At 68.6% G+C, this 26,562-nt stretch carries 22 protein-coding genes; 6 read left to right on the top strand and 16 right to left on the bottom strand.

Annotated elements, in window-relative coordinates:
* Positions 1-113: 113 nt before the first annotated feature.
* Genes NCS58_RS31500 through NCS58_RS31485 form a run of 4 tightly spaced genes read left to right on the top strand, consistent with a single transcriptional unit; the run spans position 114 to position 4,105 of the window.
* Positions 114-998 carry a FecR domain-containing protein gene (locus NCS58_RS31500; RefSeq protein WP_250478352.1) on the top strand — a complete coding sequence of 295 codons (885 nt, stop codon included), beginning with the start codon at positions 114-116 and terminating at the stop codon, positions 996-998.
* A complete protein-coding gene (locus tag NCS58_RS31495; protein ID WP_250478351.1) occupies positions 995-1,873 on the top strand; it encodes a DUF3365 domain-containing protein in 879 nt (292 codons plus the stop codon). Before NCS58_RS31500 ends, NCS58_RS31495 begins: the two co-directional genes overlap by 4 nt.
* Before the next feature lies 1 nt (position 1,874).
* Entirely contained in the window at positions 1,875-3,263 is a 1,389-nt protein-coding gene (locus NCS58_RS31490; RefSeq protein WP_250538995.1) for a serine/threonine-protein kinase, read from the top strand.
* 26 nt (positions 3,264-3,289) lie between these two features.
* Positions 3,290-4,105: a PP2C family serine/threonine-protein phosphatase gene (locus tag NCS58_RS31485; RefSeq protein WP_250478349.1), complete on the top strand. Its 816-nt coding sequence runs from the start codon at positions 3,290-3,292 to the stop codon at positions 4,103-4,105.
* Here the strand turns inward: NCS58_RS31485 and tagF are convergent.
* The 16 genes from tagF to NCS58_RS31405 form a co-directional block, all read right to left on the bottom strand.
* On the bottom strand, positions 4,102-4,677 hold the full coding sequence (gene tagF / locus NCS58_RS31480; protein WP_250478348.1) for a type VI secretion system-associated protein TagF: 576 nt from the start codon (positions 4,675-4,677) through the stop codon (positions 4,102-4,104). The two genes, NCS58_RS31485 and tagF, sit on opposite strands and share 4 nt — an antisense overlap.
* Positions 4,677-8,105 (bottom strand): type VI secretion system membrane subunit TssM, encoded by a 3,429-nt coding sequence (gene tssM, locus NCS58_RS31475; RefSeq protein WP_250538994.1) that lies wholly within the window; start codon positions 8,103-8,105, stop codon positions 4,677-4,679. Before tssM ends, tagF begins: the two co-directional genes overlap by 1 nt.
* A 42-nt stretch (positions 8,106-8,147) precedes the next feature.
* Entirely contained in the window at positions 8,148-9,482 is a 1,335-nt protein-coding gene (locus NCS58_RS31470; protein WP_250478346.1) for a DotU family type VI secretion system protein, read from the bottom strand.
* Between the two features lie 32 nt (positions 9,483-9,514).
* On the bottom strand, positions 9,515-10,855 hold the full coding sequence (tssK, locus tag NCS58_RS31465; RefSeq protein WP_250478345.1) for a type VI secretion system baseplate subunit TssK: 1,341 nt from the start codon (positions 10,853-10,855) through the stop codon (positions 9,515-9,517).
* A 13-nt stretch (positions 10,856-10,868) separates the two neighbouring features.
* Positions 10,869-12,278 (bottom strand): type VI secretion system-associated FHA domain protein TagH, encoded by a 1,410-nt coding sequence (tagH, locus tag NCS58_RS31460; protein WP_250478344.1) that lies wholly within the window; start codon positions 12,276-12,278, stop codon positions 10,869-10,871.
* A complete protein-coding gene (locus NCS58_RS31455; protein WP_250478343.1) occupies positions 12,275-14,281 on the bottom strand; it encodes a type VI secretion system Vgr family protein in 2,007 nt (668 codons plus the stop codon). The genes tagH and NCS58_RS31455 overlap by 4 nt, the downstream gene beginning before the upstream one ends.
* Positions 14,282-14,295: 14 nt before the next feature.
* Positions 14,296-14,685 carry a DUF4280 domain-containing protein gene (locus NCS58_RS31450; protein ID WP_250478342.1) on the bottom strand — a complete coding sequence of 130 codons (390 nt, stop codon included), beginning with the start codon at positions 14,683-14,685 and terminating at the stop codon, positions 14,296-14,298.
* Between the two features lie 13 nt (positions 14,686-14,698).
* On the bottom strand, positions 14,699-17,293 hold the full coding sequence (tssH, locus tag NCS58_RS31445; protein ID WP_250478341.1) for a type VI secretion system ATPase TssH: 2,595 nt from the start codon (positions 17,291-17,293) through the stop codon (positions 14,699-14,701).
* A complete protein-coding gene (gene tssG / locus NCS58_RS31440; RefSeq protein ID WP_250478340.1) occupies positions 17,286-18,320 on the bottom strand; it encodes a type VI secretion system baseplate subunit TssG in 1,035 nt (344 codons plus the stop codon). Before tssG ends, tssH begins: the two co-directional genes overlap by 8 nt.
* Positions 18,305-20,194 (bottom strand): type VI secretion system baseplate subunit TssF, encoded by a 1,890-nt coding sequence (gene tssF / locus NCS58_RS31435; protein ID WP_250478339.1) that lies wholly within the window; start codon positions 20,192-20,194, stop codon positions 18,305-18,307. Before tssF ends, tssG begins: the two co-directional genes overlap by 16 nt.
* Positions 20,191-20,733: a type VI secretion system baseplate subunit TssE gene (gene tssE / locus NCS58_RS31430; protein WP_061118447.1), complete on the bottom strand. Its 543-nt coding sequence runs from the start codon at positions 20,731-20,733 to the stop codon at positions 20,191-20,193. Before tssE ends, tssF begins: the two co-directional genes overlap by 4 nt.
* A gap of 50 nt (positions 20,734-20,783) precedes the next feature.
* Positions 20,784-22,244 carry a type VI secretion system contractile sheath large subunit gene (gene tssC / locus NCS58_RS31425; protein WP_409219334.1) on the bottom strand — a complete coding sequence of 487 codons (1,461 nt, stop codon included), beginning with the start codon at positions 22,242-22,244 and terminating at the stop codon, positions 20,784-20,786.
* Positions 22,245-22,290: 46 nt separating this feature from the next.
* Positions 22,291-22,818: a type VI secretion system contractile sheath small subunit gene (gene tssB / locus NCS58_RS31420; RefSeq protein WP_250478337.1), complete on the bottom strand. Its 528-nt coding sequence runs from the start codon at positions 22,816-22,818 to the stop codon at positions 22,291-22,293.
* 33 nt (positions 22,819-22,851) lie between these two features.
* Positions 22,852-23,904 (bottom strand): type VI secretion system protein TssA, encoded by a 1,053-nt coding sequence (gene tssA, locus NCS58_RS31415; protein WP_061118552.1) that lies wholly within the window; start codon positions 23,902-23,904, stop codon positions 22,852-22,854.
* 36 nt (positions 23,905-23,940) lie between these two features.
* The gene (locus NCS58_RS31410; RefSeq protein WP_061118445.1) at positions 23,941-24,480 is read right to left on the bottom strand and encodes a type VI secretion system tube protein Hcp; all 540 of its coding nucleotides are present in this window, start codon (positions 24,478-24,480) and stop codon (positions 23,941-23,943) included.
* A gap of 164 nt (positions 24,481-24,644) precedes the next feature.
* Positions 24,645-24,881, bottom strand: coding sequence for a hypothetical protein (locus tag NCS58_RS31405; RefSeq protein WP_250478336.1), 237 nt, complete (start codon positions 24,879-24,881; stop codon positions 24,645-24,647).
* A gap of 168 nt (positions 24,882-25,049) precedes the next feature.
* Between NCS58_RS31405 and NCS58_RS31400 the strand changes: the two genes are divergently transcribed.
* Positions 25,050-25,583 carry an RNA polymerase sigma factor gene (locus tag NCS58_RS31400; RefSeq protein ID WP_061118443.1) on the top strand — a complete coding sequence of 178 codons (534 nt, stop codon included), beginning with the start codon at positions 25,050-25,052 and terminating at the stop codon, positions 25,581-25,583.
* Positions 25,580-26,413 carry an anti-sigma factor gene (locus NCS58_RS31395; RefSeq protein WP_250478335.1) on the top strand — a complete coding sequence of 278 codons (834 nt, stop codon included), beginning with the start codon at positions 25,580-25,582 and terminating at the stop codon, positions 26,411-26,413. Before NCS58_RS31400 ends, NCS58_RS31395 begins: the two co-directional genes overlap by 4 nt.
* Positions 26,414-26,562: the final 149 nt, after the last annotated feature.

Raw genomic sequence — 26,562 nt, 5'->3', positions numbered from 1 at the left:
ACACCGGGCGGCGCCGATTTGTTCCATCGGCCATAGGGGAAATTCTCTGGAATAGAAGCGGTGTCCCGGCTGTTTTCGTCGCAATCCCTCCATGCTTCGAGGCATCGACAGCGATGAACGTCCGAACCCTTTCTCACGCTCTGCGCTCAGGCTTCGCCGTTGCGTCTCTATGCGCGCTCCAGTGCGCATACGCGGGCCAGCCCGTCCTGCTGCCCGACGGCGCGGTCACGCTGGTCCGCGGCAAGACGGTCGTAAGCGTCGATGCACCCTTCGCTGTGGAGCCCGGCGATCTGCTCGCCACCGATGCCCACGGCGGCGCGCAAATCGAAGACGACGACGGCACGATCGTCGCCCTCGGTGCCGATACGCGCCTCGCCATCGATGCGGCGCCGCACGCCGTTGCGCTCGCGCTGCTGTCGGGCTGGATCAAGATCGCGCGCATTCACGCCGCAGCCGAACCCCTGTCGATCGAGACCGCGGCGCTTCGCGTTGCCCTGCGCGAAGGTTCCGCCGTCCTGCACGCAAGCCGCGATGCGACCTCGCTCTTCATCGAAACCGGAAGCGTGACGCTCGCCCTGCCCGAGCACGCCGAAGCGCGCCAGCCATTCGACGGCGAGCGCTACATCGAGCGTGCGGCCGGCAAGCCGCTCGACGTGCACCCGCGCGCGGCTCAATCGTTCATCGCCGCGATGCCGGTTTCGTTCCGCGATCCGCTCGCGTTCGTCGCCTTCGCGAAAACGAAACCCGACGCGCCGGTGCAAGGCCGTCCGGCGACGTATGCCGACCTCGCCGGCTGGCTCACCGCACCGCTCGATATCCGGCGCACCTTCGTCGCGCGTTTTCGGCCGCTCGCACAGGGCGAGCCGTTTCGCACGCAAGTGCGCCAGAACCTGCGCGATCTTCCCGAATGGCGGCGCGTGCTGTGCCCGCCGCCCGCCATGCCGCGCCGGCGCGCGGTCGCGCCCGTCAACGCGCAATCAACCGAGGTGGAGTCATGAGACTGTCGCTCGCCGTCAAGTTCAATCTGGTGTTTCTCGCGGTGTTCGTCATCGGTTTCGCGTCGGCCGGGTTTGCCGCGCGTGAACTGCTGCGGCGCGCGGCCATCGAGGAAACCGTGCAGAATGCGCGCGTCCTGATGGAAGCCGCGAGCGCGGCGCAGAACTACACCGCGACGCAGGTCACGCCGCTCCTGCAGACGCAGCTCAAATACAGCTTCGTGCCGCAATCGGTGCCGGCGTTCTCGGCGGTCGAAACCCTGATGACGCTGGAGAAGCGTCTCGCGGGATACTCGTATCGTTCGACGATGCTCAATCCGACCAATCCGCGCGACCGTCCTTCGGACTGGGAAGCGGACGTCATCCGGCATCTGCACGACAAGCCCGAGCTGAAGGAAGTCGTCGGTCTGCGCGACACGCCTTCCGGGCAGAACCTGTATATCGCGCGCCCCAACCGCATCAACGATGCCGCGTGCATGGAATGCCACAGCGTGCCCTCGCGCGCGCCGAAGACGCTCATCGACAAATACGGCCCGAACAACGGCTTCAACTGGGCGATGCATGAAGTCATCGGCGCGGACTTCGTGTCGGTGCCGATGGCGCTGCCGGTCGCGCGCAGCGATGCGGTGCTGCGCACCTTTCTCGCCTCGCTGCTCGCGGTGTTCGTGCTGCTGCTGATCGCGCTGAACGTGATGGTGCATCTGCTCGTGACAAGGCGCATCCGGGCGCTCTCGCAAGCCGCCGATCAGGCGAGCCTCGGGCAACTCGACGGCGCGGACTTCACCGAGCGCGGCCGCGACGAGATCGCTTCGCTCGCCGCGTCGTTCGCGCGCATGAAGACGAGCCTCGTCGAAGCATTCAAGATGATCGAGGCATGAGATGACGGGTGCCGCGATGGACCCGCCGCGCATCACGCACCTGGGCAAGTACCGCATCGAGGCGATGCTGGGCGCGGGCGCGATGGGCGTCGTGTATCGCGCGTTCGATCCGCACATCGAGCGGCATGTCGCGCTGAAAACGGTCCGTCACGATCTCTTCGACGGCGGCGAACGCGCGAGCCTCTTGGCGCGCCTGCGCAACGAAGCCCAGGCCGGCGGACGGCTCGCGCATCCGAATATCGTCGGCGTGTACGACTACGGCGAGACCGCGGACACCGCCTTCATCGCCATGGAGCTGGTGAACGGGCAAGGCCTCAAGCAGTTGCTCGACGCGGGCCGTCCGCTCGCACTCGCGACCGCGGTCGACTGGTTCGGCCAGTTGCTCGCCGCGCTCGGCTTCGCGCACGCGCACGGCGTCGTGCATCGCGACATCAAGCCCGCGAACCTGCTCGTCAGCGAGCAAGGGCGGCTCAAGGTCGCGGACTTCGGCGTCGCACACGTCGAATCGTCCACGCTGACGCTGGCGGGCGCGATGATCGGCACGCCATGCTACATGTCGCCTGAGCAGTTCACGGGCGAGTCCGTCGACGGACGCTCCGATCTCTTTTCCGCCGCGATCGTGCTGTATCAGATGCTCACTGGATGCCGGCCTTTCACGGGCGCATCGCAGGCCGAGGTGATGCGGCAGGTCATGCACGAAACGCCGCGCGCGCCGTCCGCCTGCAATCCGGCGCTCACCCCCGCGCTCGACGACGTGCTGATGCGCGCGCTGGCACGACGCCCTGACGCGCGTTTTCAGACCGCCGCCGATTTTCAGCGTGCGCTGGATCACGCGCCCGTCCCGGCCGACGACCGCACGATTCTGGAAGCACGCACGGTGAGTCCCGACGGGCCGCTCGCCTCCGGTTCGGGCGCCTGGCGCGGCGACTCGCTGCCCTCGCTCACGATGTGGCCCGCCGCCATGCTCGCCTCGGTCGAGATGCAACTCGCCGGGCAGATCGGGCCGGTGGCCCGTCTGCTCGTGCGGCGCGCGGCAGCGCGCATCGCCGGCGCGCCGGACCTGCCCGCGCTGGTCGCGCTGCTCGCCCCGCACGTGCCGTCCGACAAGGGCCGCGCGCTGTTCGTCGCGGCCTTCGAGGAAGGCTCCCGCGCGGGCACGACGCATGGCGCCGCGACGTCTTTGGACGCATCGCGCTTTCCGTCGCTCGGCGTGGAAGAGGTACAGGCCGCCGCGTCGAAGCTCGCGGTCTATCTCGGCCCGATCGCGAACATCGTCGCGAAACGCGAGGCCTCGCGCTCAGGCAGCCTCGAAGCGCTGCACGAGCGGCTCGCGGCGGCGATCTCCAACGAACACGACCGCTCGCGCTTCAGGCGCGACGTCGGACTGTAAGCACGCATCCGAAGGAGCTTTCACCGATGGATTCCGACACGTTGACGCGCCGCGCTCCGCTGCGCCTTGCCGCCTGCTCGGCGTTCGGCCACACCGATGCCGGGCGCGTGCGCCGCGACAATCAGGACCGCTTTCTGATCCACGCCGGGCTCAATCTCGTCGCGGTGGCGGACGGCATGGGCGGTCACGCATTCGGTGCGCGCGCGAGTGCGACCGCGCTCGAGTGCATCGCCGCCGAACTCGCCGCCCGGCCCGCCACGCATGCGAGCGCCGACGATCCCGACGCCACCCTGCACGACGCGCCGGCGTGTGCGATGCGCGCCGCCGCCGACGCACTCGATCACGCGAATGCGACGCTCCACGCGATGAACCAGCGCGAGCGTCTCACGCCGCAACGATCGATGGGCACGACGTTGACCGGCATCTGGCAGCCGCCCGGCTCGTTGCAGTTGATCTCGTTTCACGTCGGCGACAGCCGGCTCTATCGCTTTCGCGACGGCGCGCTGTCGCAACTGTCTCGCGACCAGACGCTCTATCAGCAAGCGCTGGAGCGCGGCGCCATCGAACATCTGCCGCCGCGCAACGTGCTGCTGCAGGCGCTCGGCCCGCTGCCGTCCATCGCGCCCGTCGTCCAAGCGCACAACTGGCTTCCCGGCGACCGCTATCTGCTGTGCAGCGACGGGCTGCACGGCGAGGTGTCGCATCGCGAGATCGAGGCCGTGCTGAAAGGCGTGAAGCCGCACGGAATCGACGCGGCGTGCAGGCATCTCATCGCCCTCGCTCTCGATGCAGGCGGCAAGGACAACATCACGGCCGTCATCGTCTGCTTCGACGGCATCTAGCCTGCACGATCGAATAGCGCCGCGACGAACGCGGCATCGGGCAATCCGGCGCTCGCGCGCACCGATCCCGCATGCCACCAATGGCTCACTCCCCGCTCGCCCGCCCCGGACGGCACCGGGACGCCCGCCGCATCATCCGCGTGCGCGTGCGCGTGCGGGAGCGCGAGCAATGCGGCGTCGAAGTCGGCGAGACGTGCGTCCCGATCCAGCGTCGCGAGCGCGAGCGCGGCGCAGCGCGAAAACCAGCCGTCCATCTGAAAGCGCCACGCGAATGACTCGACGGGCGCAGCGATCGTGAGCGGAAAATGACGGCCCGCGCAATCGACGCTCGGCATCAGCACGCCCGCCCATCCGGTCTCGCCGATGACACCGTCGCCGAGCGCGAAGCACCACAGCGGCGCGGTCAGATACGCATCGAGCCACGCACGCCCGAGCGTTGCGCGGCTCGCGAGCACACCGGCCTGCAACATCGCATCCCACTGCTCGACGAAACACGGCGGCAAGCGCCGCGAGACGAAGTCGCCGTTGCTTCGCAGCTTGCCGAAGCATCCGGCGATGCCCGGTCCCGTCATCACAGATGCTCCGGGCAGCGGAACTGCTCGAGCGGCGCGCGCCGCAACGGATTGACGACGCTCGTCGCATCCAGTTCGAGCACGGCCCGGCGACCGGCGGACGCGAGCGTGAGTGTGTAGCGGTCCGGCTGCGCGGTCGGCTCGAGTCTGCCCGCGTCGAGAAGATGCAGCAGCGCCCACGGTCCGCTCGCGTCGAGCGCCGCGCCCTGCGCGGTCGCGGGCGGATCGAACTGCGCGCTCGCGCGGCCCGTGTTCCTGCTCCCCGGCCATTGCAACAGCATCGACTGAACGCCGTCCGCTTTCAGCGCGAGCTGCTGTCCGTCGATGTCGAGATTCACCTGCGCCACCGCCGGATCGAGCGAGAGCGCCTTCACGCGAAAACGGATCGACATGTCGTGGCCGCCGTCGCGGAAGAACGCGTCGCGGATCTGCGCGGCGCGCTGGAACTGCGCGAGCGCATCGCGCGGCATGCCCGCCGGCGGCGTGCCGGCGCGCCATTGCCAGACCGGCGCGCTCGTGTCCACCAGCGCGGCGAGGTTCTTCTGGAAAAAATCGTCGATGAGACCGCCCGGCGCGAAGAGCTTGCCGAAGTCGTCGGCGGCGACATCGCGGGTCGAGCCGTGCACGAACGGATAGCGGCCATCGAGCGCGCGGTGGCACAACGGGCCGGCGCTCGCGTTCCACAACGCGTTGAGGCGCGCGCGCTCGCCGCCCTCCATGAGCGCCGTGCCCGCGGCGGCGAGCGACGCGGCCACGGGCGTGAGCGGCGCCGGGCTCGTCTGGCTCGCGAGCCTCAGCTTGCCGAGCGCATCGCCGGCGGGCGCGGGCTGACCCGTTCTGCGCGCGGCGTCGGCTGCATCGAGATAGACGGCGGCGTCCTTGAGCGGCGCGAATTCGCGATCGAGCGACGCGGCATCGCCCGGCTTGCCCGCGAGTTGATGCAGCGCCTGAAAGTGCTCGTCGACGGGCGTCGTCGCGTTCTGTTTGCCCGATGCGTTCGACGCGAGCGTCGTCTCGCGCGCCGCCGCGACGATCAGCTTCCTGAGCGGCGAATCCGGCGCCGACAGTTCGTTCGCGACGCGCGCGCCATCGGCGAGCGCGGTGACGGGCACGGCGGTCACATCGTCGAGCAGGGCGTCCCACGCGTGGACGTAGGCGTCGAAATAGCGCGCGTCGAGCGCGGTGCGCAGCGCGGTGACGCCTTCGGGCGTGGGCGCGACGTCGTCGCGGCCGAGCACCCACGCATCCTTCGCGACATCGGCGAGCGCGGCGTCGCGCAGCCGGGCGTAGCGAGCGTAGCCGTTCAAGGTGTACGCGCCCGCCACGCCGCCCGTGAGCGGCGCGCCGCTCGCGCGCCTGAGCAGCAGCGGCGCATTGGGACCGGCCGCGGCGCTCACGCTGAACGCGGGCACGTTCGCCTGCGCGAGTTCGCCATCGACCCGGTTGCCGATGCGCTGCGACAGCGGCAGTTCGGCCAGCCGCGCGCGCGCCGACTCGATGAGCGCCTCGTCGAGCGGCAGCGACGGATCGAAGTGCGTCCGGTCGAACAGCGCGGCGAGGTGCGCATCGAGCGCGCTTCGTTGCGCCGGGCTCGCGTCGCGTGCCAGTGCCGGGACCAGATGCGCGCGCAGCGCGGCGGGATCGAAATGGCGCGCGTCGCCGAGCATCAGGTAGGCGCGCAAGGCTTCATAGCGATACGCCTCGGTGGTCGAATCATTTCCCGCGCCGCCGTCTTGCAACTCCTGCGTGAGTTTGCCGACCGCGAGCGGCAGCAAGGTCTGGTCGAGCAGACGGCGGTACGTCACGCGCGCCTCCTGGCCGAGCTTGTCGCCCTGATAGAGCCAGAGCCGGGTGAGCCACGGCACCGGCTTGCCGGCGTCCGCGTAACCGCCGGGCAGCGCGCGCGCCGCGTCGAGCAGCGGCAGCACCGCGAGCGGATCGGCGGCCGCATTCGCGTCGCGCGCCAGTTGGCGCACGTGCTGCGTCTGCCGGTCGAACTCCGCGACATACGCGCGGTTGCGCTGATAGCTCACCGCCATGCCCGCGAGCGCGAGCATGAGCGCCACGCCGACCGCCGCCAGCGCCGCGCGCCGCAGCCACGCGCTGCATCGCTCGAAGCGCGCGTTCGCGCCCACCAGCCCGGCCTCGGCAATCACCACGTCCCTGAGCAGACCGTTGATGAAGTACGCGCGCCCCGAAGCGTCGCGGTTATAGGCGATGTCGCGCTGCAATCCGAGCGGTTGCGCGATGGCGCTGATCGCGCGGTCGATCGGCCTGCCGTGCTGCGTGCCGCTCGTGAAATACACGCCGCGCAGGAGCGGCGACGCTTCGAAGCGCGTGCCGCGAAACACGCCGTCGAGGAAGCGCCCGAGCGCCGGCTGAAGGCCCGCGAACTGCTGCGCGAAGCCGTAGATGCGCGCACGCCGCGCTACGTCCGTTTCCCGCTGCATGCGATGCAGCACGCGCGCCTGCAAGCGCGCGCCGAGCGCATCGAATTCGGCCGGGAACGCCGAGAGCGCCGGACCCGCGCCCGGGGATTCATCGAGCGCGAAGGTGATGCCCCAGACCTGCTTGCGCTCCGCTTCGCCGAGATCGTCGAAGAACTCCGTGAAGCCCGCGAGCAGGTCGCACTTCGTCACGACGACGTAGACCGGAAAGCGCACCCCGAGCCGCTCGCTCAGCTCGGTCAGGCGGCTGCGGATCGTGCGGATGTGCGCCTCGCGGGCGGCGTCGTCCTGGCGCACGAGATCGGCCGCCGACAGCGTGACGATGAGCCCGTTCAACGGCCGGCGCGGACGGTATTTGCGCAGCAGTTGCAGGAAGCCGGTCCAGGCGGATTCGTCGGCCTGCGCGTCGCTGTCCTGCGTCGTGAAGCGGCCCGCCGTATCGACGAGCACGGCGTCGTCCGTGAACCACCAGTCGCAATGACGCGTGCCGCCGACACCGCCGATCGCCTCGTCGCCGAGCTTCTCGCGCAGCGGAAAGCGCAGCCCCGAGTTCGAGAGCGCCGTGCTCTTGCCCGTACCGGGCGCACCGATGAACATGTACCACGGCAACTGATACACCCACTGACGCCCGTTGACGCCTTTCATGCGCGCCTGCCGCAGGATCGCGAGCGCCTGCTCGAAGCGCTCGCGCAACACGGCGAGCTCCGCGCTGCCCGCCGATGCCCCCGCCCCCTGCCCCGCGACGCCGCTCATGAAGCGCAGGTTGACGAGACGCGCGGCGCCGAGGCGCACGCCCCACGCGAGCGCCCAGGCGGCGACGAGCAGGGTCATCGCGATCCAGCGGGCGCGCGGCGATTCGAGCGGCGCGTGGCCGTCGAACGCGAAGAGCGGTCCTTCGAACCACACCACGACGAGCAGCGCGAGCACGCCCGCGAACGTGATCCATTGCGGTGTCCTGAGCGTTCCTGCGATCTTTTTCATCGATGTCTCCATGCCTGTTCTGCTAAACGAATGAGCCGCGCCTCAGGACGACGCGCCCGGGGCGAGCAGCGTGATCTCCACGCGACGATTCTTGGCGCGGCCGGCGGGCGTGTCGTTCGGCGCGAGCGGTTCGGCGTCTCCGCGGCCTTCGGCGGAAAAGCGCGCGGGCACGCCGGTGAGCGACGCGAGCATCGCCCGCACGCTTTCGGCGCGCGCCTGCGACAGATGCCAGTTGGACGGAAAGCGCGCGGACAGGAGGCGCTGGTCATCCGTGTGGCCTGTCACGACGACTCTGCCGGGCACCTGCTTCAGCGCGTTGGCGATGCGGCCGATCAGCGCATCGTAGGCCGGGTCGAGCGTCGCGCTGCCGGAGGTGAAGAGGTTGTCGCCGTTGATCGTGACGATGGAGCGATCCGCCGCCTCGCGAACCGAAACCAGGCCCTGGCGGATTTCCGGCGCGAGGAACGTCGAGAGCGTCGCGGCGGCGGCGGGCATCGCGGCGGGCGCGATCATGGCCGGCTGCGCCGCGGGCCGCTCGCTCACGCGGATGCGGTTGAGCGCGTCGAACACGGGGTCCGACGTGCGGTTCAGGCTCACGGCCAGCGCGATATGCGTCGCCACGAGCACGACGCCCGCGAGCGCGGCGCAGACCCACGGCGGCATGCGCTGCCCGAGCGGCCTGCGCGCGCGCTCGGCGGGCCGCCAGTGCACCGACAGTTCGGCCTCGAAGGGGCCGCGCTGGTTGCGGATGATGCGTTCGAGCCGCTCGCGCACGGAGTCGAGCTGGCTGCGCCCGCCGTCGATCAGCCGATAGCGCCCTTCGAAGCCGAGCGACAGGATCACGTAAAGCAGCTCCAGCACGTCGATATGGCGCGCCGGGTCCTGCGCGAGCCGCTGCAGGATCAGAAAGAAGCGCTCGCCGCCCGACGCCTCGTTATGGAAGGTGACGAGCAGGCTGCGGCTCGCCCACACGCCGCTGCCCCACGGCGTGCCCGAGATCGACTCGTCGATGCAGGTACACAGGCAATAGCGCGCCGCCGCGAGCGTTTCGGTGTCGATGCCGCTCGCGCGGGCGTCGTGCTCGAAGGCCCGCACCATCCGCACGAGCTCGGCGCGCAAACCTTCGATATCGGCGATGGCCGCACGATGGCGCAGCGGCAGCGCGAGTTCGAGCATCGGGTTCGCCGCACGCACGAGCGGGCTCAGGCCGCTCGCGACCGGCAGGACCGACGCGCGCGGCGCGGCTTCCGGCCGCTCCTGCGCGCTCTCTTCCTGGCGCTCCTGGCGCGGGCGTGCCGCAACGGACCCGCCCGGTTGCGGAATCAGGATGGTGTCGTCCGGGTCGAAGCCGGCTGGCGGAAAGATCGGGGCATTCACGATGAGGTCCTTCTTCGAAGAGGGCGCGGCGCTCACGGGCGGATCGCCCAGAATTCGAGTTCGAGGCCCGGAAAGTCACCCGCGACATGCAGCGCGACGCCGGCCGAGGTCGCGAACTGTCGCCACAGATCGCCGCTGCGCTCCAGCTCGAAATAGGTGTAGCCGGCATGGAACGGCAACTGGCGCGGCGCGACCGGCAGCGCGCGCAGCGCGATCCCGGGCAACTGGAGATTCACGAGATCGCGGATGCGCTCCACCGGTCCGAGCTTGGCCTGCTGCGGGAAGCTGTTCAGAAGCGCGGCCGGCGCGAGATCGGCCTTCGCCGCGAGCACGAAGCTCGCCGAGCGGAACAGGTCGCGATCCGGCACGATCGCCACGCGCAATCCGTACTTGCGCTCCTCGAGCGCGATCGGCACCGCATGCGGATCCATCACCGCGTTCAGCGCGACGCGCAGCGCATCGACGAGCGGCGTGAAGGTTTCATCCAGCCGCTCGTGGCGATATCCGGGAAACGCGGCGGGACGCTTGCCGGGCTGGCTGAAGGTCGCGAGCTCGCCCGCCAGTTGCAGCGCATGCTGATGCAGATCGTGCGGATGCAGCCCGGTCGTCGAGGCGATGCCCGCGAACAGCGGCTCCGCCCGATTGAGCACCTGCAGCAGCAGGAAGTCGGCGATCTCCGCCGCGCCGGTCGCCGCGGGGCGGGCGAGGCGCGCGGCGAGCGCATCGGCGCGCTGGTGCATGAGGCCCGTGAGTTCGTCGACGAACCCGCACAGCCGGCGCGACACGCGATAGTCGAGACAGGGCGGCGCGTAAGCGGCATCGAGCACGATGCTGTTGTCCGCGCGGCGCTCGACGATGCGCGCGATCCCGAGCGAGGTATGCGCATGGGCCACGTCCCGCTCGAAGGCGAGCCGCAATTGCAGCTTGCCGACCTGCACGAGCGCCGCACCGACCGCGCCTTCGTTGCTGTCGGGCACTTCGGTTTCCGCGATGCGGTGACGCACGAAACCATCGTGGCCGGCCTGCGCCGCATACGCGGCCTCGGGCACGCCATGACGCGCGACGGGCAGCGCGAGCACGACCGTCAGGTCGCGCGCGTCCTCGGGCACGGCGAGCGGCAGCGGAAGTTCGTCATCCGAAGGAAGTCGGAACGGACTGCCGTCGGGCAGCACGCCCGCGCACGAAACCAGCGCGATGCGGCCGAGCTTCAGTTGCGCGGCGTCGATCTCCAGTTCCGAGAAGCCGAACGCATAGGGCCGCAGCGCCGCGCAGCGCGTCTCGATCTGCGCGCGCAGGTAGCGGTCGTGTTGTTGCAGATGCTGCGGCTGAAGCAGCATGCCTTCGGACCAGATCACCTTGTTGTTCCAGGACATCGATGCCTCGCTCTCAGTGGAAGGAAGTCTGCTTCGTATCGGCGAAGCTGTTCGCGTGCTGCTCGTATGCGTCGTTGAACGCGCTGCCGCACAGCGCCTGAAGGTCGTCGGCGCTCGCGCGGGTGAGCTCGGCATGCAGCGCGACGAGACGGTCCCACTGCCGCGCCTTGCGGCATGCGGGTAGCCAGTCGAGCCAGCCGCGCCGCGTATCGGCGCGCGTGAGCGCCTGCGGATCGAAGCGGCCGAGCAGATGCTGCATGGCGGCGCGCGTGCCCGCGAGGACCGCGAGCTCGTGTCGGCGGATGTCGTCGAACGCGCCTTCGAGCGCGGTCTGCGCGGGCAGATATCCCGTGCTCGCGCCACGCAGCATCTGCGCGAGCGCGCCGTCGCCGTCGGGGAAGAACTTGAGCGGGTTGTTGTCGCGCTGGACGAGCATCGTCGTGTCGAGGCTGATTTCGCGCTTGAGGACCGAGCGCGACAGCAGCACGTCGACTACGCCGCGCACCGCCGTGCGCAGCATCGCGCCGGCGAGACGCGCGATTTCGGCGGCGTTGCGCGTGCCGAGCGTGCCGGCATCGACGCCCATGCCGTCGAGCAGCGCGGCAAAGGCCGATTCGGCAATGGCTTCGTTGGCCGCTTCGGGTCTTTCTTCGGGTCTTTCTTCGGGCCTTATCGCGGCAGGCTGCGCCGGCGGAGTCACGACGGCCGCGAGCGGCGCGCATGCGTCTTCGCTCAACGGGTCGTAATCATGCGGAATGCCGCCCGCCGGCGCATGCGCTACCGCGCCGGCTGGCGGCACATAGGCGAACTGCTCCGGCGCCACGTGATCGCTCTGCGATCCGGCGAACGCCGCGCGTCCATCGAGCCGCGTCGCGGGTTCGTGCTCACCGTCGAGCGGCGCGGCGAGCGGATCGAAGCGCGGACCCGGCAGCGGCGCATCAGCGAGGACCGCCGCCAGCGCGAGCGGATCGTGCGCGAAAGAGCGCGGCGCTGCGTTGTCCTGAAGGCTCACGGCTTCGAGCGGATCGAAACCGTGGCGGTCATGCACGCCGGGCGGCGCATCGAAAGCTTCGGCGGGCGCGCGTTCCATCGTCCGCACATCGAGCCGGTAGCCGCCCATCTCCAGCCGGTCGCCGCTGGCAAGACGCGCGCTCTGCCCGGCGGACAGCGGCCGGCCATTGAGCCGGCTCGGATTGCTGCCGAGGTCGGCGAGCCGCCAGCCGTCCTCGGTCCAGTCGATGCGCGCATGCACCCGCGACACGGTCTTCGCCGCATCCGGCAACACGAGCGTGTTGTCGGAGCCGCGCCCGATGGTGCCGCCCGCCGCGCCGAAGCGGCACGAAAGCGGGGCGTCGGTCGGGATGCCCTGATAGGTCTCGACCGCGAGCGTCAGATGCATGATCTCTCCTTCGTGTGCGTTCATGTGGTGCCGTCGTCGGCCTGCCGGGGATCGGCGGGCGCATCCGGCGATGCGCTCGCCGCGCCCGCGCCGCCACCGCCGCCGCCGCAGTTGATCTGCACGACGACGCCGTCGATCGACACCGGCCCGGCCGCGCTGATCGCGATGCCTTCCGGCCCCAGCACGATCGTGTTGCCGCCCGCCTTGAGCGTGAGCGTCACGCCCGCCTCGATGGTGACGTTGGCCCCGCCCTTCACATCGACGTTAACACCCGCCCCCACCAAAATATTCGCCCCGCTTTTGTGATGTGTATCGCCGCCGACATCGAGCGAATATTTGCCGCCGATGCGCGCGCTGTGACCGCCCTGCACCGCGTCGCTGCGGCTGCCGTTGCAGCGCGCAAGATCGTCGTGCTCGACGATTACATGCCGTTCGCCGCCGATGCGCGTCAGCGCGTCGTGCTTCACCCACGTCTCCAGATCGCGCTCGGCGTGAAAGAACAGTTGCTCGGTGTCTTTGGTATCGTCGAAACGCATTTCGTTGAAACCGTTGCCGCCTTTGGTCGAATTGCTCCTGAGCGTCGTGCGCGCCATCTTCGCGGGGAGTTCGTCTGGTGTCGTCTGCGCCGCGTTGTAGACACTGCCGATCACGAGCGGCTGGTCCGGGTCGCCCTCGATGAAATGCACGAGCACTTCCTGACCGATGCGCGGCAGAAAGAACGCCCCGTAGCCCTTGCCCGCCCACGGCTGCGCGACGCGCACCCAGCAGCGCTGCAAGGACTCGCGCGCCTCCGTGGGGCCGAGCTGTTCCCAATGGAACTGCACTTTGATGCGGCCGTATTTGTCGGTATGAATTTCCTCGCCCTTCGGCCCGACGACCACCGCCGTCTGCGGTCCCGCGACACATGCGCGGGGCGTGCTGCGCGCGGCGCGGAAGCCGGCATCGCGCGGCAGCGCCCTGAACGCGCAATCGAAAACGGGCGGCCGGTCGCGCGCGTCGAGCGTGGACAGATAGTCGTCCGAGTTGAGCGCGTACTCGGCCGCCACGACGAGATGCTCGCGGTTTTGCACGTCGAGCGGATGGCCGGTGAGCCTGACGAGGCCGCCGGGCCAGATGCCGCGCGCCGTCGCGCGAGCGCTCACGAAGACGTTGCCCGCCTGATGCGCATCGACATGCGCGCGTGCGAAGCGCTCGGCGTCCTCGTGACGCGTGTAGCCGAGGCCATGCTCCTGCATCGCGTAGACGGCCTTGTCGAACGGCTCGCTGCGCCGGGCGCGCGCGACGAGACCTTCCTGCGCCGATTGCGACGGCTTCTCGAAGTCGTAGTCGTTGGTTTCGACGATGCCCGTCGCCACCTCGCCGCCCGCGGACCACGCATAGACCCATTCGTGCTCGTGCGGCGCGGCGGGCTGCGGACGAAAGCGCAGCGTCGCGCCGTGCGGCGCGCTCTCGTGCACCTGCGACGAATCCGTGAGAATCATCCGATGCGTGCCGCCCCGATGCTCGATGAAGTAGTAAATGCCTTCGCGCTCGGCGAGCCGGCTCACGAAATCGAAGTCGGTCTCGCGGTACTGCGCGCAGTGTTCGAGGCTCGGATACGCCGCCGAGCATTTGTTCTCGAAGTCGATGTGATAGTCGGCGAGCACCTTGCCGATGATCGCGGGCACCGTCATCTGATGAAAGAACCGGCAATGCGACGCGCGCGTGAGCAGCCACAGGCGCGGCCGCACCGTTGCGCGATACAGCGCCGGCCGGTTGGGCTGCGTGCTCGCGGGCCGCGCCAGCTCGAACGCCGTGACGATGCCGTTGTATTCGCGCGCGCCGTCGCCCGGAATCTCCAGCGACAGCGAGAAATCACTGCCGAGCATCGTCGCGATGTCGAGATTCGACTGATCGGCGAGCAGTTCGAGATCCCATTGCGCGAGCCGCCCCAGCGCCTCGCGTCCGCGCATGCGCCAGAGCACGAGCGCGTTCTTGCCGAGCGCACAGCTCACGTGCGCGATGCGATTGGTATCGGAGAGCATCATGGCGGGCCTCGTCTTCAGGGAATCCGGGTGGCGCACGTCGCCGGCTCGACGACCGTCACCACGCCGCCCCAGTTGCAGAGGCACCTGGACACGTTGTCGAGCGAAGGCTGGTTGCCGAGCAGCACGGTGACCGCGCCCGGCGCCCACGGCGTCATGGTCGCGGGCACGCAGGGCATCGGCGTCAGGACGCCGAGCGCGGCGGCGGTCGCCGAGGCGACTTCGGGATTCGCCGCCGACGTGCACATGCCGAACGGCATGATGTTCACGAGCGGCTCGTGATCCATGATGTTCGCGGCGAGCGGCCCTTCGCAGCGCACGCGGTTCACGGGCAGCACGACGAGCGTCGACGGCGTCATGCCGAACGAGCACTGCAACGTCGCGCCCATGCTGACTTGTTGAGGCATGGCTGGCTCCCTGTCAATCGAAGGCATAGGTGAAGTCGCCGTCGCATACGCCGACCTCGACTTTTCCGATACTGCGGCCATCGACGAGACGGCCGAGGAATTCCGCGCTCACGCGGGGCAGCACGGTATTGGTGAGGATCGCGTCGATCATGCGGCCGCCGCTCGCGAGCTCGGTGCAGCGGCGCGCGATCTGTCGGACCACGGCGTCGTCATAGGCGAACTTCACGCGATGGCGCTCCGCGATGCGCCGCTCGATGCGAGCGAGCTGCAGGCGAATCACCGCATCGAGCATCGTGTCGTCGAGCGGGTAGTACGGAATCACCGCGACGCGCCCGAGCAGCGCGGGCGGGAAGGCGTCGAGCAGCGGCGCGCGCAGCGCACGCGCGATCTCTTCGGGCGACGGCGTCTCGCGCCCGCCACCGCACAGTTGCGTGATCAGCTCGGTGCCGACGTTGGTTGTGAGCAGGATCAGCGTGTTGGAAAAGTCGATCTCGCGGCCCTCGCCGTCTTCCATGCGGCCCTTGTCGAAGACCTGAAAGAACAGCTTGTGCACGTCCGGATGCGCCTTCTCGAATTCGTCGAGCAGCACGACGCTGTACGGACGACGCCGCACCGCCTCGGTGAGCACGCCGCCTTCGCCGTAGCCGACATATCCCGGCGGCGCGCCCTTGAGCAGCGACACCGTGTGCGCTTCCTGGTACTCGCTCATGTTCACGGTGACGACGTTCTCTTCGCCGCCATAAAGCGCTTCGGCGAGCGCGAGCGCGGTTTCGGTCTTGCCGACGCCCGAGGTGCCCGCCAGCATGAACACGCCGACGGGCTTGCCGGGATCGTCGAGGCCGGCGCGCGCGGTCTGCACGCGGCGCGCGATCATGTCCATCGCGTGGCGTTGCCCGACGATGCGCCGGTTCAGCGTCGTGGCGAGATCGAGCACGCTCGCGGCTTCGTCGCGCACCATGCGGCCGACCGGAATGCCGGTCCAGTCCTGCACGACCGATGCCACCGCATGCGCGTCCACGCCCGGCAGAATCAGCGGCGCTTCGCCCTGGCGTTGCGCGAGTTCATCGGTCAGGCCCTGCAGGTCGGAGAGGGTCACGGCTTCGCCGCCCTCCCCGATCGCACGGCGCGCCGCGAGAATGCGCGCGACCAGCGCACGTTCGGCTTCCCAGCGCGCCGTCAATTCCGCGAGACGCGCACGCTCGGCGTCGAGGCGCGCGGCGACATCCGCCGCGCGTTCCTGCGTGTCGATGCCGAGCGCGGCTTCACGCGCCACGATCTCGCTTTCGGTCTGCCACGTTTCGATGCGCCGCTTCGCATCGTCGATGGCCGGGGGCAGCGCCTGCTGGCTCACCGCGACGCGCGCGCAGGCGGTGTCGAGCAGGCTCACGGCCTTGTCGGGCAACTGGCGCGCGGGAATGAAGCGATGCGAGAGCTTCACCGCCGCTTCGAGCGCCTCGTCGAGCACCTGCACGCCGTGATGCGACTCCATCTTGCGCACGAGGCCGCGCATCATCGCAATCGCGTTGTCCTCCGAAGGCTCGGGCACTTTCACGACCTGAAAGCGGCGCGTGAGCGCCGGGTCCTTCTCGATGTGCTTCTTGTATTCGACCCACGTCGTCGCGGCGATGGTGCGCAGCGTGCCGCGCGCGAGCGCGGGCTTGAGCAGGTTGGCCGCATCGCCGGTGCCGGCCGCGCCGCCCGCGCCGACGAGCGTATGCGCCTCGTCGATGAAAAGGATCACCGGCTTGTCCGACTTCTGCACCTGCTCGATCACCTGCTTGAGCCGGTTCTCGAACTCGCCCTTCACGCTCGCCCCCGCCTGCAGCAGGCCGACATCGAGCGTGCGCACAACGGCGTCGCGCAACGCGGGGGGCACCTCGCCCGCGACGATGCGCTGCGCGAAGCCTTCCACCACCGCCGTCTTGCCGACGCCCGCCTCGCCCGTGAGGATCGGGTTGTTCTGGCGGCGGCGCATGAGAATGTCGACGACCTGGCGAATCTCCATGTCGCGCCCGACGATGGGATCGAGCTTGCCCTCGCGCGCCTCGGCGGTCAGATCGACGGTATAGCGGGAGAGCGCGTCATGCTGCGCGGGCAGCGCCACGGGCTCGGCGGCAGGCGCGGCCTGCGCTTCGGGCGAGCCTTCGAGCAGCGCATCGAAGCGTGCGGACAATGCATCGAAGCTGATCTTCTCGAACTGGCGCGAGAGCGCGTAAAGCGCGTTGCGCAGGTTCGGCGTGCGGAGAATGCCGATCACGAGATGGCCCGTGCGCACGTTCGCGGCGTCGAACATCAGCGAGCCGAAGACCCAGCCGCGCTCGACGGCTTCGTCGACCTGCGCGGAGATGTCGGAGACTGCGCTCGCGCCGCGCGGCAGGCGGTCGAGCGCGGCGGTCAGATCGCGTTCGAGCGCGGTCTCGTCGAGATCGAAGTGACGCACGAGGCGCCGCAGGTCGGAATCCGCCGCGAGCAGGATCTGATGCACCCAGTGCGCGAGCTCGACATACGGATTGCCGCGCAACTTGCAGAACGCCGCGCCGTTTTCTATCGCCCGATAGGCGAGCGGATGAAGCTTGCCGAACAACGCCATGCGGCTGATCTCAGTCATGAGGAGTCTCCTTGCGATGGCTCGCGCCCGCCTGCCCGGCGATCACGACCCGATGGTTGTCATGCACGGGCGCGCCGCTCGTGAGCCACGTGTTCCAGCCCAGACGCGCGCCGTGCGCGGTATTGCCCTGCAGACGCAGCGCGGGCACGTCGTCGCGCTTCAGATGCAGCGATACGTCCCAGTCGAGCGGATCGCGCACGTAATCGCGGACCCAGTCGGCGAGTTTCACGAGGCTCTGCCCGCCCGGCAGGAAGCGCGCGAAGTCCGCGTAGCGCAGCGGCCCGATCACGATGCGGAACTTGTGCTGGCAGTCCCACACCCGCGTGCCGACGACCGTCGATTCGCCGAGCCGCGCGCCGGACAGACGCGTGCGGCCTTCTTCCGGCAGCGTGATCCAGTGGCCGCGCCACGGCTCGACCGACACCGGCACGCCGAAGAAGCGCGAGAGAATGAGCCGCAGCCCGCTCGCATGGCGCGTGGGCGCGGCGAGGATGCCGGCGAAGTGGCGCTTCGCGGAATCGGGCACCGCGTCGCGATCGGCGAGCGCGGGCGCGCCGAGACCGAACAGGCTGCCGACGTAGCCCGCGAAGCGATCGTCGCCCGGACGGTCGGCGCTCACGACCGGCTGCGCATCCGCCCACGCGCGATAGAACAGCGACAGCATCCGGTGATGAAACACGTCGAGAAAGCGCGCGAGCGTGGGATCGTTCGCGTGACGGACGCGCTCGCGCACGTAAGCGGTCAGGTGCGTCGGCAGCGGGCCGTTGGGGCCGAGCAGGCCGAGAAAATTCACCGCGAGCCGCCCCGGCCGGCCGTTCTCGCCCGGCACGTATTCGCCGAGCGCGGTCGGATGAAAGATCAGCTCCGGGTCCTGCGAGAGGCGCACGGCATCGTCGCGCGCGGCGAGCGAGCGGCCGAGGCGCGGGCGCTCTGCATGCGCCTGCTCGATGAGCCGCAGCGCCTGGAAGAAGTCGAAGCGGCGCGCGTCACGGACGAGCATGCCGTCGAGGGTCAGAGCGTCGCGCATCGTCCGGTCCTCGCAGGCCACTGCATGATCGGGCCGCGCGCGAGCGTCGCGACGGCGGTCTCGGTGAACGAATTGATCGACACGTAGCGCGCGAAGAACTGCGCGAGCACCGCGCCGAGCAAAAACGCGCTCGCGCCTTCGAACGCGGCGTCGTCGAAGCGCAGCGTGACCGCGAGGCCGCGCCCGTAGACGATCGGCCCCGGCGACGGCAGGCGGCGCACGACCGGCTCGCACGACACCGAGCGCAGGCCTTCGACCTGCCGGTGCGCGGCGGCATCGTCGGCGGGGCAGTACAGCGCGAGCAGTTCCCGCAGCGCGCGGGCGCCTTCCTGCGCGTTCGTATCCACGAGCGACGCGTAGTTCAGCGAAAGATGATCGAGCAGCCGCCACGACGCCGGCCCCTGCGCGAACGACGGCAGCGGCCGGCTCGGGCCCGCGACGCAGCGCACGGCGGTGACGGGCGCCTCGGCATCGAGCGTGAAGTCGGTCGAACCCGCGCCGACGGGCATCGAAAGCGGCAGATCGCGGTTCGTGCACCACGCGCTGATGCCGAGCTGACGCACTTCGCCGCGCTCGGGCGCGCTCGCCGCATCGACCAGCGCGATGAAGGCTTCGCTGCCGAGATAGCTGCTGCGCGCGCCGCTTTGCTGCTGCCGCACCGACGCACGCCGCGCCTCGCGCCGCAACTGATAGAACGCGCCGCCCTCGCCCGGCGCATCGAGATCCTTCGCGCAGTAGAACGGCCGATACTGCTTCTCGGCGGCCGCGCCCGCGCCGTAGCCGGTCACTTCGTCGATCTGATGGATCTCGTAGTCCATCGGCCGCGTGCGGTCGACGACGACGTGATACTCGAACTCGGTGTCCGACAGCGCGACGCGGTCGGTGCGGCGGCGAAACAGGTTGATCGCGGGCGTGCAGTTGAGCGCGAAGTGCGAAACGTCGACCCCGCGTTCGAGCGACGCATCGGCCTGATCGAGCAGGATCACGATCTCCGCTTCCGCGCCGCGGCAAAGACGAAGCGCGTCGCGCAGGCCGGCCAGCTCGACGAACATGAAGCGCGGCGCGAAGGCGAAATACTCCTGCAAGAGCCGATAGCCGTCGAACGATTGCTGACCGACCGGCAGGAGCGCCTCGTCCTCGGCGAAACCCATCGGCTGCAACGCGGTCTTCGGGAGCACGGCGAGCGTGGTCGACGCGCTTGCGCCGTCGCCCGGCTGCATCACCGCCACGCCGATGCAATGCGCGAGCAGACGCTCGTGCAGGCGCGCGGGCAAGCCGTCCGGACCGCGCAGATAGAGCGCGAGACGATCGAGCGAAAGGCGCTCGAAGCCGAGCGCGCCGGTCGCGCGCAGACGCAGGCGCAGCCCGCCCCGGACGTTGGCCGGCAACGACGATGCACCGGGGCCGCCCGCATGGGTGAAGAACTTCGCCCGCGCGATCTCGACCGGCCACAGCGTGAGCGCATGCGCGGTGCGGTATTCGCAACGCGTGGAGGCGGACTTGTCGAGCATGCCTCGCAACGCCGTATGGCGCGGCACGACGATGCCATCGGCGCTCGCGGCAAGCTGCGGATTCCTATGGTCCGCGTGCAACTGGACGACCGCCATCGACGGCGTCGGCGCCAGATAGTGCGGATATGCCAGTTCGAGCAGATGCTGCGTGAAGCGCGGGAACTCGGCGTCGAGCTTCATCTGGACGCGCGCGGCGAGGAAGCTGAAGCCTTCGAGCAACCGCTCGACGTACGGGTCCGCGCATTCGACGCCGTCGAGCGCGAGCCGTCCCGCGATCTTCGGAAACGCGGCGGCGAATTCACCGCCCATCTCCCGGACGTGCTGAAGCTCCTGGCTGTAGTACTTGAGGAACGCGGGGTTCATGCCTGCTGCTCCCCGGCCGATGATCCGGCGCGCGTGGTCGATGCATCGGCGACGCGCACTTCGCCCGCTTCGAGATCCAGTTCCGTGCGCAGAAAAAGCCGCTCGGGATACGGCTGGGACCACATCTGCGCCTCGATCTCGAAGCGGATCACATGGCTGCGCGCCGCGCCCTTCGTATCGTCGATCGCCGTCACGCGCACCGATTCGCGCGCGAGGCGCGGCTCGAACGCCCACAGCGCGTCGCGGATCACGCGCTCGAGCGCGCCGGGCGTGAGCGCCGCGACGTTGCGCCCCGCGAGGTCCGGCAGGCCGTAGTTCAGCACCGATGTCGCGACGTGCGGCAGACCGGGCGCGTGTGCGCCGTCCGCGAGACCGCTCGCGTTCAGCAGCCAGCCGATGTCGCGTTGGACGCTCTCGCGCAGCGCGCGCGCCGACACCACGCGACGCTCGCGCGCTTCATGACGCGCGTGCGGCTCGAAATCGGTCAGCCGGTCCAGCAACGACGGTTGCAGGCGGTCACGGGCGGAGGGTTCGGACATGAGCAACTCCCTTTGAGCAAACGAGGCAGGACGGGCGGACACGGCGAGGCTCAGGCGGTCTTGGCGGTCGGCAGCTTCGACACGAGCCGCAGCGACACCGTGAGACCTTCGAGCTGGTAATGCGGGCGCAGGAAGAACTTCGACGTGTAGTAGCCCGGATTGCCCGCCACTTCCTCGACGACGACCTGCGCATCCGCGAGCGGCTTGCGCGCCTTGGTGTCGTCGGACGAGTGCGTGGGGTCGCCATCGACATACTGGAGAATCCAGTTCTGCAGCCAGCGCTCCATGTCCTCGCGTTCCTTGAACGAGCCGAGCTTGTCGCGCACGATGCACTTGAGGTAATGCGCGAAGCGGCTGCACGCGAAGAGATACGGCAGGCGCGCCGCGAGATTGGCGTTCGCGGTGGCGTCCGGGTCTTCGTACTCGGCCGGCTTGTGCAGCGATTGCGCGCCGATGAACGCCGCGAAGTCCGAGTTCTTCTTGTGCACGAGCGGCATGAAGCCGTTCTTGGCAAGCTCGGCCTCGCGGCGGTCGCTGATCGCGATCTCGGTCGGGCACTTCATGTCCACGCCGCCGTCGTCCGTCGGAAACGCGTGAACCGGCAGGCCTTCGACCGCACCGCCCGACTCGACGCCGCGAATGCGCGAGCACCAGCCGAACATCCTGAACGAGCGCGTGATGTTCGCCGCCATCGCATACGCCGCGTTCGCCCACGCGTACTTGCTGCTGTTCGCGCCTGCGGTGTCTTCCTCGAAATCGAAGGCTTCGACCGGGTCCGTTTTCGCGCCGTAGGGCGCGCGCGCCAGAAAGCGCGGCATCGCGAGGCCGATGTAGCGCGAATCCTCCGAATCGCGCAGCGAGCGCCACGCGGCATGCTCGGGCGTCTGGAAGATCTTGGTCAGATCACGCGGATTGGCGAGTTCCTGCCACGACTCCATCAGGAGCGCGGCCGGATCCGCGCCCGCGATGAACGGCGCATGCGCCGCCGCCGCGATCTTCGCGATCTGCGTGAGCAGGTCGACGTCGGGGCCGCTGTGATCGAAGTAGTAATCCGCGACGAGCGCGCCGTAAGGCTCGCCGCCGAACTGTCCGTACTCCTCCTCGTAGAGCTTCTTGAAGAGCGGGCTCTGATCCCACGCCACGCCGCGATACTTCTTCAGCGTCTTGTGCAGTTCCGGCTTCGAGATGTTCAGCACGCGGATCTTGAGCGACTCGTCGGTCTCCGTATTGTTCACGAGGTAGTGCAGGCCGCGCCATGCGCTCTCGACCTTCTGGAACGGCTCGCTGTGCAGGATCAGATTGATCTGGCCGGTGAGCGCCTGATCGATCTGCGCGATCAGCGCCTCGATGGTCGCGAGGACGTCGCCCGAGATCACGCCGGTGTCGCGCAGCGCCTGCTCGGCAAGCGTGCGCACGGCGCGTTCGACGGCATCGCGGGCCCGCTCGGACTTCGGCTTGAATTCCTTTTGCAGCAGCGTGGAGAAATCGTCGAGCGCGGGCGCCGTTTCCATCACGCTGGCGCCGGCCTGTTGCTGGATGCTGAGATCGTTCATCGCGTCATGCTCCGGTAGTGGGCTCGTCTTCGTCGCCGTTCGGGCGAGGCTCTGCGCTCAGTGCTTTCATCAGCGCGGGTTCTTCCAGCAGGCGCGCGATCAGCGCTTCGGCGCCGGTCTTGCCGTCCATGTAGGTCAGCAGGTTGGCGAGCTGCGTGCGCGCCTCCAGCAGTTGCCGCAGCGGTTCGACCTTGCGTGCGATGGCGGCGGGCGTGAAGTCGTCCATGCTCTCGAAAGTCAGATCGACGGCGACGTTGCCCTCGCCCGTCAGCGTGTTGGGCACCTGCACCGCGACGCGCGGCTTCATCGACTTGAGACGCTCGTCGAAGTTGTCGACATCGACCTCCAGGAACTTCCGCTCGGCGGCGGGCGCGAGCGGCTCCGCGCTCTGGCCGGAGAGATCCGCGAGCACGCCCATCACGAAGGGCAGGTTCACTTTCTTTTCCGAGCCGTAGACTTCGACGTCGTATTCAATCTGCACGCGCGGCGCGCGATTGCGCGCGATGAATTTCTGACTGCTTTCCTTTGCCACGATGTCCACTCCTTTGCTTTTGCCTGAGTCCGGTCAGACGACCCCGCCCAGATGCCTGAATTGATGTGCGCCGTCCGGCGCGACGTCCTCGATGATTTCCATGAAGCGCTTGCCGACCAGCCTGCGGGCCCGCTGCAGCAGCACCGGCAGCGGGCTCGATGGCTCGTGCTCGTCGTAGTAGGCGCAGATCGCGTCGAGCGCATCGCTCACGTCCTGCGCGCTCGCGATACGCCGGGGCGTGGCGGGTCCGCCGATGGCGGCATGCGCCGCCGCTGCGCAACCCGCGCCCTCTTCACTGCTATGGGTCTCCATCGCACTGCCCCCTCGCCCCGTATCCGGATCGGGCGCTCCGACCCGCGCCGCCACGAACTCCGCGATGCGCCCGAGCGGACGCGCGAGCGGCCCGAAGTCGAGCGCGCGCGCCGGCCCCACGTGCTCTGTCAGCAAGGTCTCGATCTGCGTGAGCGAAGCCCGCGCCGACGACAGCGCCTCGCACTGCGCCCGTCCCGCTTCGGCGCCCGCTTGAGCGAACGCCGCATCGATGGCCGCGAGGGTCGGCATCTCGTCGCCTTCGAAAAGCGGCGCTTCGCCCGCGAGCACTTCCATGTCGCGCAGCGTGAATCCGCGCTGGCCGCGCGGCGCGACGAAGGGCGTATCGCGCAGCTCGCCCACGAGCCCGGAGCCGTCGATGAGCGCCGACAGCGCGTTGACGCGCGCGGTCGGATCGTCGCCATCGCTTGCATCGAGTTGCGGATGCACGCCGCTCCAGTGCCGCGCGAGCAGCCCTTCGATCAGCGCGAGCCCGCGCGCAAGCCCGATGAAGTCCTCGCGGACCATGCTCGCCCGCGTGTAATGCACCGCCACCCGCAAGTCGCGTGTGCGTGCGAGCAGGGCCGTCGCGAGGGCGTGAGCCAGCGTCCAGTCGGGCGGCGTCGCGGCGATCACGGTGCCGCCATACTGGGCGTCGGGCTTGCCGGCGATTGCCTGCTCCAGCGCCCGGAAATCGGCGCTGTACTCTTCGTCCTCGCCGCACGGAGAATCCGGCGTGAGGTCGGTCAGCCAGGTTGCGATATCTGCGAGGTTCATGGCGGTGTCCGCGAGGCGCATTGAACGGAAGGCGGCTTAGCGGCTTCTCGTCGAACTCGACGAACTGGAACTGCTGCTCGCGCCGGAGTCGGATGTCGCCGAGTTTTTCGGGATGTTCCACTTGCCGGTCACCACGCCGCCCTTCTTCGCGCCGTTGTTGTCCTGCGGCTGGTACTCCATGTTGAATTCGGCGAAGTTCAGCGTGATGTTCTCGGCAACCTGATCGCCGCCGCCCGAGCCGACCGAATGGCTGCTGATGAGCACTTCCTTGAGCGTGATCTTCAGATACTCGACCGGCTCGTTGCCGCCCGCCTTGCGCAGCGTGAGCACGGCCTCAGGCATGTGCACGCCCTGGCAGCACGATTGCACGATGGTGGGCGAGCTCTTGTCGATGTACTTGCTGATCGACAGATCCTGCACCGAAGCGGTCCCGGTGCCGCCACCCGTTCCGGTGTGCGTGGTGCCCGTCTGCGAGCATCCCCACGACCAGCTCAGCACCTCGATTTCGTCGGTGTGACCCACCGCCAGTGATTCACCCTTGATGTCGCCCAGCTTGAGAAACATATCTACGGCCATGTCAGTCTCCAGAGAAAAATGCGCCTTGCGGCACAGGCAAAATTCGCGTCGTCGTTGATCGCGAAGTTGAAATTCGGGCGTACTTCCATCGCCCTGATTTATTTGGATTGCTAACTGTTCATACTGCTTCGATGCGTTTTTCAACGTCCGGCATCAACCTTGAATCACGCGCCGAGCGCCCGGCGGATCGCAGCCTGCACGGCCGGCATGTCCCCGCGCTCGCACAGCGCCGCCCAGCCCGCGAGCGTTTCGCGATCCACCGCAGGCGTTTCGCAAAGTTGTGCAAATCGTTCGAGGGTCGCCGCCGAACCGACTATGCTATGAAAACGTTCGCGTCCGATGCACGCGTCCAGCATGACCGCCATGCCTGCTTGCCGGGCCCGGTCGAGGAGGGTCTCCATGATCTGTCTCCTATTCGGTGGTTCGAGTGCGCCGCGTTGCGCGATCCGTGACCCGAAAACAGCCGCCCGCGCCTGCTTATTCCGCAAAAAAACTCGAAAAATTCGTGGAATAGATTCCAGCCTGGAGTGTTGTCAATCATGAGTGCGCCCATTTCAGGAGTTGCGCCGATGAACGACGACGACCTGCAAACCGTCCTGCCGACGCTGTTGCCGCGGCTATGGCGATTTGCACTGCGGCTCACGCAGAACCCGCACGACGCCGAGGATCTCGTGCAGCGGGCGTGCGTGCGGGCGCTCGAGCGGCGCAATCAGCTTCAGCCGGGCACGTCGGCGCTCAGCTGGCTGTTTTCGATCGTGCACTCGACATGGATGAACGAACTGCGCGCTCGTTCGATTCGAAACCGCGGCAGCATGGACTGGCAGGACGAGGAAATCGAATCCTTCGCCGATCCCGCGGCGCACAATCCGGAGCTCGATTTGTTGCATCGGCAGGTGATCGACGCCGTGGAGGCTTTGCCCGAGGCGCAGCGTGTCGTGATGGTGCTGGTCGCGATCGAAGGACTCAGCTATCGCGAAGCCGCCGAGGTGCTCGACGTGCCGATCGGCACGGTCATGAGCCGGCTGTCGCGCGCGCGGCTGACGATCGGCCAGAAGTTCAGTGCGCAGTCGCCGGCCGCGGCCCGAAAAGGAGAATCATTATGATGAATGTCGATGACACGCTGCTGATGGCCTATGTTGACGGAGAGCTTTCGCCCGAGCAGCGCGCGGAAGTCGAGGCGGCGATCTCGCATTCCGACGAACTGGCGGCACGGGCCGCGGCATTGCAGGCATCGGTCCTGCCTTACCGCGCAGCTTACGACCGGCAATCGGTGCCGCCCGTGCCTGAAAGCCTGACGCGGCGCATCGAGGAACTTGTGAGCGTCAGCGCGCCGCAAGAGCGCGACGCGCGGCGCGGCAGCCGCCGTTTTTCGATGCAATGGGCCGCCGCGGCCTTCGTCGCAGGTGCGATCTGCTCCGGCGTGCTCACCGGTTATCTCGGGGGCGTGAATCCGTTGAAGCCGGGGGTCGATCCATGGGTGCAGAGCGTCGCGGATTATCAGGTGCTCTACGGGCGCGACACGGTTGCCAATATCCGGGAAGACAAGGCCACCACCGAGCAGGTGCTGGCGGATATCCATCAGCGCGACGGCATGCCGGTCGACGTTCCCGATCTGCGTCAGGTCGGCCTCAAGTTCAAGCGCGTGCAGCGCCTGAACTATCACGACCGTCCGCTCATTCAGATGGTGTATCTGCCGGAACGCGGCGATCCGGTCGCGCTGTGCGTGATCGAGGAAAACGAGGGCGATGCGCCGGTGCGCGCGAGTCGGGTCGGCGAAATGAAAACGGTCACGTGGCGCACGAATCGGCTCGCCTACGTGCTGCTCGCGAAGACGCCTTCTCTCGACTTGCAGGCTATCGGCGACAGCATCGCCAGTGGGAAGACGGCGCCGCTCTACAGCAGCGCCAGTGCAGACGTGGCGCGCGACAGCTAGGCTCACGCGTGCGCCGCGTGCCATGCTTTCGAACTGTCGGGCCGCTGCTCCGGCTAGCGCGAGGCCCGCGTGAACTCGCCGGCCTCGCGCGCGAAATGTGCCGGCATCGCCGCGCGCAGCGGTCCGCGTCGCGCGCCATGACGGCCGCA

The sequence above is a fragment of the Caballeronia sp. INML3B genome, from assembly GCF_023631305.1.
Classification (GTDB): domain Bacteria; phylum Pseudomonadota; class Gammaproteobacteria; order Burkholderiales; family Burkholderiaceae; genus Caballeronia; species Caballeronia turbans.
Note: the sequence above shows the minus strand (reverse complement) of the source record. Positions and strands in the feature narration are given on the sequence as shown.

What these genes read in the sequence shown, in the direction of transcription:
- NCS58_RS31500 (WP_250478352.1), top strand. Translation starts at nt 114, where the DNA reads ATGAACGTCCGAACCCTTTCTCACGCTCTGCGCTCAGGCTTCGCCGTT.
- NCS58_RS31495 (WP_250478351.1), top strand. Translation starts at nt 995, where the DNA reads ATGAGACTGTCGCTCGCCGTCAAGTTCAATCTGGTGTTTCTCGCGGTG.
- NCS58_RS31490 (WP_250538995.1), top strand. Translation starts at nt 1,875, where the DNA reads ATGACGGGTGCCGCGATGGACCCGCCGCGCATCACGCACCTGGGCAAG.
- NCS58_RS31485 (WP_250478349.1), top strand. Translation starts at nt 3,290, where the DNA reads ATGGATTCCGACACGTTGACGCGCCGCGCTCCGCTGCGCCTTGCCGCC.
- tagF (WP_250478348.1), bottom strand. Translation starts at nt 4,677, where the DNA reads ATGACGGGACCGGGCATCGCCGGATGCTTCGGCAAGCTGCGAAGCAAC.
- tssM (WP_250538994.1), bottom strand. Translation starts at nt 8,105, where the DNA reads ATGAAAAAGATCGCAGGAACGCTCAGGACACCGCAATGGATCACGTTC.
- tssK (WP_250478345.1), bottom strand. Translation starts at nt 10,855, where the DNA reads ATGTCCTGGAACAACAAGGTGATCTGGTCCGAAGGCATGCTGCTTCAG.
- tagH (WP_250478344.1), bottom strand. Translation starts at nt 12,278, where the DNA reads ATGAACGCACACGAAGGAGAGATCATGCATCTGACGCTCGCGGTCGAG.
- NCS58_RS31455 (WP_250478343.1), bottom strand. Translation starts at nt 14,281, where the DNA reads ATGATGCTCTCCGATACCAATCGCATCGCGCACGTGAGCTGTGCGCTC.
- NCS58_RS31450 (WP_250478342.1), bottom strand. Translation starts at nt 14,685, where the DNA reads ATGCCTCAACAAGTCAGCATGGGCGCGACGTTGCAGTGCTCGTTCGGC.
- tssH (WP_250478341.1), bottom strand. Translation starts at nt 17,293, where the DNA reads ATGACTGAGATCAGCCGCATGGCGTTGTTCGGCAAGCTTCATCCGCTC.
- tssG (WP_250478340.1), bottom strand. Translation starts at nt 18,320, where the DNA reads ATGCGCGACGCTCTGACCCTCGACGGCATGCTCGTCCGTGACGCGCGC.
- tssF (WP_250478339.1), bottom strand. Translation starts at nt 20,194, where the DNA reads ATGAACCCCGCGTTCCTCAAGTACTACAGCCAGGAGCTTCAGCACGTC.
- tssE (WP_061118447.1), bottom strand. Translation starts at nt 20,733, where the DNA reads ATGTCCGAACCCTCCGCCCGTGACCGCCTGCAACCGTCGTTGCTGGAC.
- tssC (WP_409219334.1), bottom strand. Translation starts at nt 22,244, where the DNA reads ATGGAAACGGCGCCCGCGCTCGACGATTTCTCCACGCTGCTGCAAAAG.
- tssA (WP_061118552.1), bottom strand. Translation starts at nt 23,904, where the DNA reads ATGAACCTCGCAGATATCGCAACCTGGCTGACCGACCTCACGCCGGAT.
- NCS58_RS31410 (WP_061118445.1), bottom strand. Translation starts at nt 24,480, where the DNA reads ATGGCCGTAGATATGTTTCTCAAGCTGGGCGACATCAAGGGTGAATCA.
- NCS58_RS31405 (WP_250478336.1), bottom strand. Translation starts at nt 24,881, where the DNA reads ATGGAGACCCTCCTCGACCGGGCCCGGCAAGCAGGCATGGCGGTCATG.
- NCS58_RS31400 (WP_061118443.1), top strand. Translation starts at nt 25,050, where the DNA reads ATGAACGACGACGACCTGCAAACCGTCCTGCCGACGCTGTTGCCGCGG.
- NCS58_RS31395 (WP_250478335.1), top strand. Translation starts at nt 25,580, where the DNA reads ATGATGAATGTCGATGACACGCTGCTGATGGCCTATGTTGACGGAGAG.